The sequence below is a fragment of the Spiroplasma sp. hy2 genome (assembly GCF_044714365.1).
Taxonomy (GTDB): domain Bacteria; phylum Bacillota_I; class Bacilli_A; order Mycoplasmatales; family Mycoplasmataceae; genus Spiroplasma; species Spiroplasma phoeniceum.
Map to the genome: position 1 here is coordinate 1 of NZ_RXFZ02000035.1, position 7,334 is coordinate 7,334.

Consider the following 7,334-nt stretch of genomic DNA (forward strand, 5'->3'; position numbering starts at 1 on the left):
TAAATTTTTAAATAAAAGACATAATTAATTAAAATTATAATTTGCTATTAGTATCTTTTTAAAAATATTTACAATTATTTTAATAGGTTATGCAAGAAGTCTATTAATGGTAATAAAGAAGAAATAAAAATTTCATTTTTTTCATATAAAGTTGAAGAAACAACAGTATGCATAATATCAGTATATTTTGATAAATCCGAATTATATTTTGATGTAACACCAATTACATTTACCCCATTATTTTTGGCTTCCTTAGCTGCTGCTATTAAGCCATTGTTTTTCCTTCTAAACTTACACAGATTAATAAATCATCTGGTTGGATTAAGCTGGCACGAGTAATAATATTATTTTCATTTTCTACCAACAAACTACAAGTAAAGCCAAAACTAAATAAACGGGTAGCTAGTTCTTTTACTGCTAAAGATGAAATTCCTAAACCTGCTAAATAAATTCCTTTCGCTTTTTTTAATAAAGTAACTGTGTTTAAAAACTTAACATCATCAAAAGTTTGCTGATTACGCTCTAGCATATCTTGATAATATAAAAAAATACTTTCTGTTTCATCTAAATGCAAATTATTGGTTTCTAAACGTTCTTGTTCTGCAACTATTGCAATAATAAAATCACGATAACCAATAAAGCCTAACTTTTTAATTAAAAAATAAATTGGTGAATAACCGATTCCAGTCGCTTTTGATAAATCTTCAATTTTAAGGTTTCGAATATTATGAATATTTTCACGAATATAGTTTGCAATTTTAATTTCTTTTTTTGTGCAAGTTCCTTGAATCATTGATAATTTTGAGAGAATTGAAATATTATCCATTGTTTTAATAATCTTAACGATTATCTTGTTGAGCCATTACAAAATCTTTATCAACAATATCTGATGACCAGACTTTATTAATTAAATCATCAGTAAATACATTCAAGGTAATAATTTATTAACATAAATTTTATGATCATTTACTCGTTGATTTGGGGTTGAAATAATATGCGACCAATTTGCTAATTTAACTGCTTTTGACATATCTTTCCCAGAAATTACTACAATCGTTACTCCTTTTTCTTTTGCAATTGTTAATGCTTTGTTAACTGCTTCATTATCACCAAATAATGAATAAGCTAGAATTAAATCATTTTTATTCATAATCCGAGAACGAACCATTAAGTCTTCTTCATTTTCATTTAGATTAAAAGCATTAAAACCAAAACGATATAATTCTAGCGCTAATGTTTGTGACAATGCATTTGTTGAATCCATCCCAATTACAAAAATTCGATATGCTCCTTTAATTGCATTAATTGTTTGATTCACCTTTTCATTATCAATCATCGTATCATTTTGATTCAGAATATCAAAATATGTTTTCTTCATTAGACTCTCCATATTTTCAAAATCTAATGATTTAATTTCAATATCAGCAGCAATCGCAATTAAAAAGTCTAGATAACCATTAATCTGCATTTTTTGTAACAAACCATATATTGCACTATAACCAGTATTTACTTGTTGCGCTAAAACTTCAATATTCATTGTTATTACTTCCTTCATATTTTCTTTAATATATTTAATAATTTCATTTTCTTTTTTAGTAAAATTCTTTGAATCGAATGTTTCTAATTTTGATAAAAATGATGCCATTTTATCTAATCTCCTTTTATGTTATTTTCCAGTAGTTCTTGTGCTGCTAAGCGAGCAATCATTGCAGCATTATCAGTACAATATTCTAATTTTGGAATAACTATTTTTAAATTTGGTGTTGCTAAATTTAAAATTGCTGCTCGTAATGCGCTATTAGCTGAAACTCCACCGACTAACGTAACCATTTGCGGCTGAAAATTTTGAATTGCTAATTTTGTTTTTCGCATAATAATATCAACACATGTTTTTTGAAATGTCACACAAAAATTAGACAAGTTAATTTTAGTATTACGTTGTTCTTTTGCAATTAAATTAGCTACAGCTGATTTTAATCCGCTAAAAGAGAAATTATAACTTTGATCATTTAATGGTAGTGATAAGTGATATTGTGTTGTTGTTCCTGTAGCTGCAAGCTTATCAATAACAGGTCCGCCCGGATACCCTAAGTCCAGCATTCGAGCAACCTTATCATAACATTCACCAATTGCATCATCCAATGTTGAGCCTAAAATTTCAAAATTCAAATGTTTTTTCATTAATATTAACTGAGTATGGCCACCACTAACTAGCACTGCTAAAAGAGGAAATAAAAAATCATTATCGATTGCACTAGAATAGATATGACCATATAAATGGTTTAAAGGTAAAATTGGAATTTCTAAATAATTAGACAATGTTTCTGCTATTGTTTTCCCAATATGTAGTGCTCCAATTAAACCAGGTTTTGCTGTGTATGCAATGTATTGCAATTCTGTTATATGAATATTAGCTTTTTGCAAAGCTTCAAGTAGAACATAAGAAAAGTTTTTTAAATGTAACCGCGAAGCAAGTTCTGGCACAACTCCACCGTATTTTGTATGTTCCTTAATTTGTGATGAAATAATATTTGCTAAAATTTTTCCATTCTTAAAAATAGCAATACTAGTTTCGTCACAGCTTGTCTCAATTGCAAGAATTACCATTTCATCTACCTCCTCATTATTATATAATAATTTTTCCTTAAAAAAATACTAAGAAAGAAACAAGTAACAAAAATATACAAAAAAATAATAGATAAATCTATTATTTTTTAATTTTTGTATATTTAATAAAATTACCCTAAATAACCTTGTTATCCTTCATTACTTTTTCAATCCCTGCAATTGCAGCGTCTTCATCAGAACCACTTGCAACAATTTCTACTTCTGCACCTTGATGAATTCCTAATGCAATAATAGTCATGATTGATTTTAAGTTAGCAGTTTTTCCTCCTGAGAAAATAGTAATATCTGACTGGTATTTTCCTGCTTCTCCTACAATTAATGCCGCCGGACGTGCATGCATCCCAACAGGATCAGCGATAACAGCTTTAAATGATGCCATTAAATTTCCTCCTTTAAAATATACTAACTCATTATATCAAAAAAAACAAAAATAAGTATATTATCCCTTAACAATTTTTTATGTTTTTAAATAAAAATTTCAATTATTTGGTATTGTTATTTTCTTTTATGATTCCACTTTTTTAATTGCTTGACTATCTGCTGAAATAATCTTGACATTATAAGGATGCGGAAAAATAATTTGGACATTTTGCGCAATAATTTTAACAACAACTCCAATTCCAAATAATTCATGACTAACCGTATCATTTACTTTTCATGGATTAGTTTTAAAAGCTGATTCAATGTTTTTATTAAGATTAAAGACAGTTCGTGATTGTTTTTCACTTTGATTATTATAAGAAATAGTAATTGACTTTGGCTTACTAAACAATCTTTCGCTATTAACTTTTTCATAAAAATCGTTATCTAACTCTTTAATAAATCGTGATTCAAAGCGTTCATTACCTGTAATATATGAATAACCATCAGCATAACTAATAAACAACAATTCTTCTGCTCTTGTAATGGCAACGTATAAGGCTCGACGCTCTTCTTCTAATTGTTCAGTTCCCATCTTAATAGCTTGTGTCGTTGGAAAGATTCCTTCATTTAAACCAACAATAAAAACAACCTTTTTTTCTAATCCCTTTGCATTATGAATTGTCATTAAAGAAATAGTATTATCAGTTAAATTATCACTATCACTATCAGTTTGTAATGAAATTAATTGTAAATATTCACTTAATAATTCTGTTCCTGCTAATTCCTTATTTTGCTGATCAAATTTACCAACTGACGCAATTAATTCTAAAATATTTTCTTCTCGTTCTTCTTCATAGTTATCTCGTAAACGCTGCAAATAACCTGTTTTATCTAAGAGAAGAACTAATAAACTTTCAACTGATTTAGCAGTTGGTAATTGTGCTAATGCTAGCAGAATTGCTTCTCGCACTTTATTTAAACTATGTTGAAGATTTAATGGCAATAAATCAAAATGTTGCTCTAGTAATGTTGTAAACATTATTTGTTGCTTTTTTAATATTTGCATAATTTGTTCAAATGCTTTTGGACCAATTTTTGGCGTTAACAACAAAATCCGTTCAATGGCTAAAGAATCATTATTCATAATTATTTTTAAAAAAGCAAGTGCATCTTTAATTTCTTTTCGTTCATAAAATTTAAAAGCCCCAAAAATACGATATGAAAGACCATAATCAGCAAGGGCCATTTCTAAATCACGTGATAAGTAATTGGCACGATATAAAATTAAAATATCATTATAATCATAATTTTCTTCTTTAATTAAAGTTTTAATTTTACGAGCTACAAAATCACTTTCATCACTACTATTAGCACCGTGATATAAAATTGGTAATTGCCCTGAAGCTTTGATAGTAAATAAATCTTTTTCAATCCGATTTTTATTACGAATAATCAAATTATTAGCTAATGATAAAATGCTTTGTGTTGACCGATAGTTTTCATTTAAAACAATTGTTTGTGTATGCGGAAAATATTTATCAAAATTTAAAATTAAATTAATTTTTGCTCCCCGTCACGAATAAATTGTTTGATCAGGGTCCCCAACAATAGTAATATTGTGATTATCACCGACTAATCATTTAATAATATCAAATTGTAATTCATTGGTATCTTGAAATTCATCAACTAAAAAATAATCAAAAAGATTTTGTCATTTTTTTAATACTTCCCCATTATTTTTAAATAACTTATATGTTAATAAAATTAAATCATTAAAATCAACGCTATTTATTTCTCGTAAACGTTTTTCATAAGTGTCATAAACTTCTGCTCATCGCATTTCATCACCATTTGCTGATGCTTTTGCGCTATTAGGGCTAATAAAGTCATTTTTTCATTTCGAAATAAAATTCTTCACCATTTTTGCTTCTTGTGCGTCATATTTCACAGGTAATGTTTTATAAATATTACGAATGATACTATCTTGGTCTGCCATATCAATAATATTAAAATGACGATCATAATTTAAATGAATAATATCTTCTCGTAAAATACGAACACATAGGGCATGATAAGTTGCAATCATACAACGCTGGCCACTATTTCCAATCATCTCAACAATACGGCTTCTCATTTCATTAGTAGCTTTATTAGTAAATGTAACAGCACAAATGCGTCATGGTTGCAAATTAGCATATTTAATTAAATATGCAATTTTATTAGTAACAACGCGTGTTTTACCACTTCCAGCTCCAGCAATAATTCGCACTGGTCCAGTAATTGTTAAAACAGCTTCGCGTTGATTTGGATTTAAACTTTCAATAAATTCATTGACCATGATATTCTGCCTTTCTTTACAAACAATTACATTTTACCCTATAATTCATCAATTTCTTTTAAAATTTTATCAAAAATATTTCCTGGTTGGTTTTCTTGTAAATGAATATGTTTTGTTTTTCTTGTTATTAATTCTTTTGGTATTGTTGGTGCTTTTTTAGGAATTGGTTTTTTCTTGACAGTAAATAAATGAAAATGACGATCAAATAAAATTTGATGATTTGGATTTAACACTAAACCAAAAATTAAACCAAGGTATCATAAAAAATAAATTGTTGTGATAGTTCGAATAATAATTAAAGCAATTGGATTTTTATTAGTTGTCCGAAACAAATCACTTAAACTAACTTCAAAAATTAAATTTAAACTTAAATTTGTCAATAAAACAACAAATCAAGGTAAAAATGTAATAAATAATTCACGAGTAAAAATAACTGCTAACTTTAATTTTGCCTCACTCGTAACTAATTTAATTTGAAAACAAAATTTTCCAATTGTTTTACCATCTCAAAAATAAGGAATAAGAACAAAATAAAGAAAGAAAAGAACAAAAGTAACAGCAATAACTAAAATAGGCGCTCAAATTATTCGAGCTTGATCTCAATACTTCATCGTTAAAGTTAATACTAAGGGAATTAAACTCGCTAAAATAATATCAAAGAAACGAACAAAAATCACACGAACTGGACGCGCTAATTGATGAAGCTGATATTCTTCTTCTGGTTTTGACATCATCGTAGCAACTGAATTTTTATTGTTTGCTAATTCTTGCATTATTTATTTTGTATTTTCCAGTTTTCAATGTTTAATAAAACCTTTAATATCAGCAACAATCATTTTAAATTGTGGTTCTTTTACATTTTTAAGATATTTATTTTTCATAAAACTTTTATAACGACGTTCTAATTTATTTTCGGCACTATGGATAGCTTTAATTGATAATCTTTTATTGTTTTGTAAACTAACAATTTCTAAAAATGTTACTAAGCAAAAGCGAATAAAAGCATACTCTAATTCTTCTTGATATTCACGATATAAATTTAAATCACGATATAAATTAAAAATATAAATTCATTGTTTAATTAAATCAAAAACACTATAATTGACAATTCCTAATTCATAATCAACTAGCACATCTTTAATTGCAACATATCCCCCAGTATAAACTAATGCGTTATAAATAAAGAAAGTATCAGTACGACGATAATCAAGTAATGTAATATTTTTTTGTAAAATAAGGTTTCGACGAAATATCTTTGTAAAAAGCGAGCAATTAACATATGCTAACACTTCTTTATTAGTTTTAGGAGACAGTAAAACATTACATTTATTTCAAATTTCACTTTTTTCTTTTGAATTCGCATAATGTAACCGAAATTCAAGCATATCAACTTTTTTATGCTCAACTTGATATGCTTCAACTTTTTCTTTTAAAACTGCAACTGCTGTTTTATGAATTGTCTGTCCTTCATCAACAATCATAAAAAAATCTCCTTGTGCAATTGAAATAGCAGTATTAATACCATATGAAAAGCCTTGACTTCGTAAATTTGTAATTACTTGAATTTGTTTACCAATATTATTATAAAAGCATTCATTCATAAATTCTAAGAGTGATGATTTTGGTTGGAATCCACTATCATCAATTAAAACAATTTCATAATCGTCACTTGTTTGTTCCTTAATTGATAGTAAAGTCTTCATTAATTTTGTCTGATTATTTTGTACTACAATAAGAAATGATAAAAACATTATAATCCCCTCTCTCAATCAATTCTTGCCATAATTATAACATTTTATCTCTTTTTAGTATAATTATTATATTAGAAAAGTAAAATAATTTACAAGTTTAAAAAGAAGGGTTCATCAAATGACAAATGAAACATTACAAAAAATTTTGCTTTAATTTTGTCGAAAACTCTTGATGAAATAAAAAAAATCATCAATATGACAATTTGAAAACTAATTTTGTGTAAGATTATGATTTTGCTTTAAATTTTTTAAAT

6 protein-coding genes and 1 pseudogene are annotated in these 7,334 nt (G+C 27.0%); all 7 read right to left on the bottom strand.

All coding sequences use genetic code 4. The annotated features are described in order from the left end of the window. Positions 1-74 precede the first annotated feature (74 nt). Positions 75-826: pseudogene (locus EHV01_RS02000) on the bottom strand (MurR/RpiR family transcriptional regulator). A gap of 81 nt (positions 827-907) precedes the next feature. Next, on the bottom strand, positions 908-1,645 hold the full coding sequence (locus EHV01_RS02005; RefSeq protein ID WP_422065980.1) for a MurR/RpiR family transcriptional regulator: 738 nt from the start codon (positions 1,643-1,645) through the stop codon (positions 908-910). A gap of 5 nt (positions 1,646-1,650) precedes the next feature. After that, a complete protein-coding gene (tsaD, locus tag EHV01_RS02010) occupies positions 1,651-2,607 on the bottom strand; it encodes a tRNA (adenosine(37)-N6)-threonylcarbamoyltransferase complex transferase subunit TsaD (RefSeq protein ID WP_422065981.1) in 957 nt (318 codons plus the stop codon). Positions 2,608-2,743: 136 nt separating this feature from the next. After that, positions 2,744-3,007 (bottom strand): HPr family phosphocarrier protein, encoded by a 264-nt coding sequence (locus EHV01_RS02015; protein ID WP_400248300.1) that lies wholly within the window; start codon positions 3,005-3,007, stop codon positions 2,744-2,746. Positions 3,008-3,133: 126 nt separating this feature from the next. Continuing rightward, a complete protein-coding gene (locus EHV01_RS02020) occupies positions 3,134-5,329 on the bottom strand; it encodes an ATP-dependent helicase (RefSeq protein ID WP_422065982.1) in 2,196 nt (731 codons plus the stop codon). A 38-nt stretch (positions 5,330-5,367) separates the two neighbouring features. Continuing rightward, positions 5,368-6,102, bottom strand: coding sequence for an RDD family protein (locus tag EHV01_RS02025; RefSeq protein WP_422065983.1), 735 nt, complete (start codon positions 6,100-6,102; stop codon positions 5,368-5,370). 3 nt (positions 6,103-6,105) lie between these two features. Beyond that, positions 6,106-7,080 carry a glycosyltransferase family 2 protein gene (locus EHV01_RS02030; protein ID WP_422065984.1) on the bottom strand — a complete coding sequence of 325 codons (975 nt, stop codon included), beginning with the start codon at positions 7,078-7,080 and terminating at the stop codon, positions 6,106-6,108. Positions 7,081-7,334: the final 254 nt, after the last annotated feature.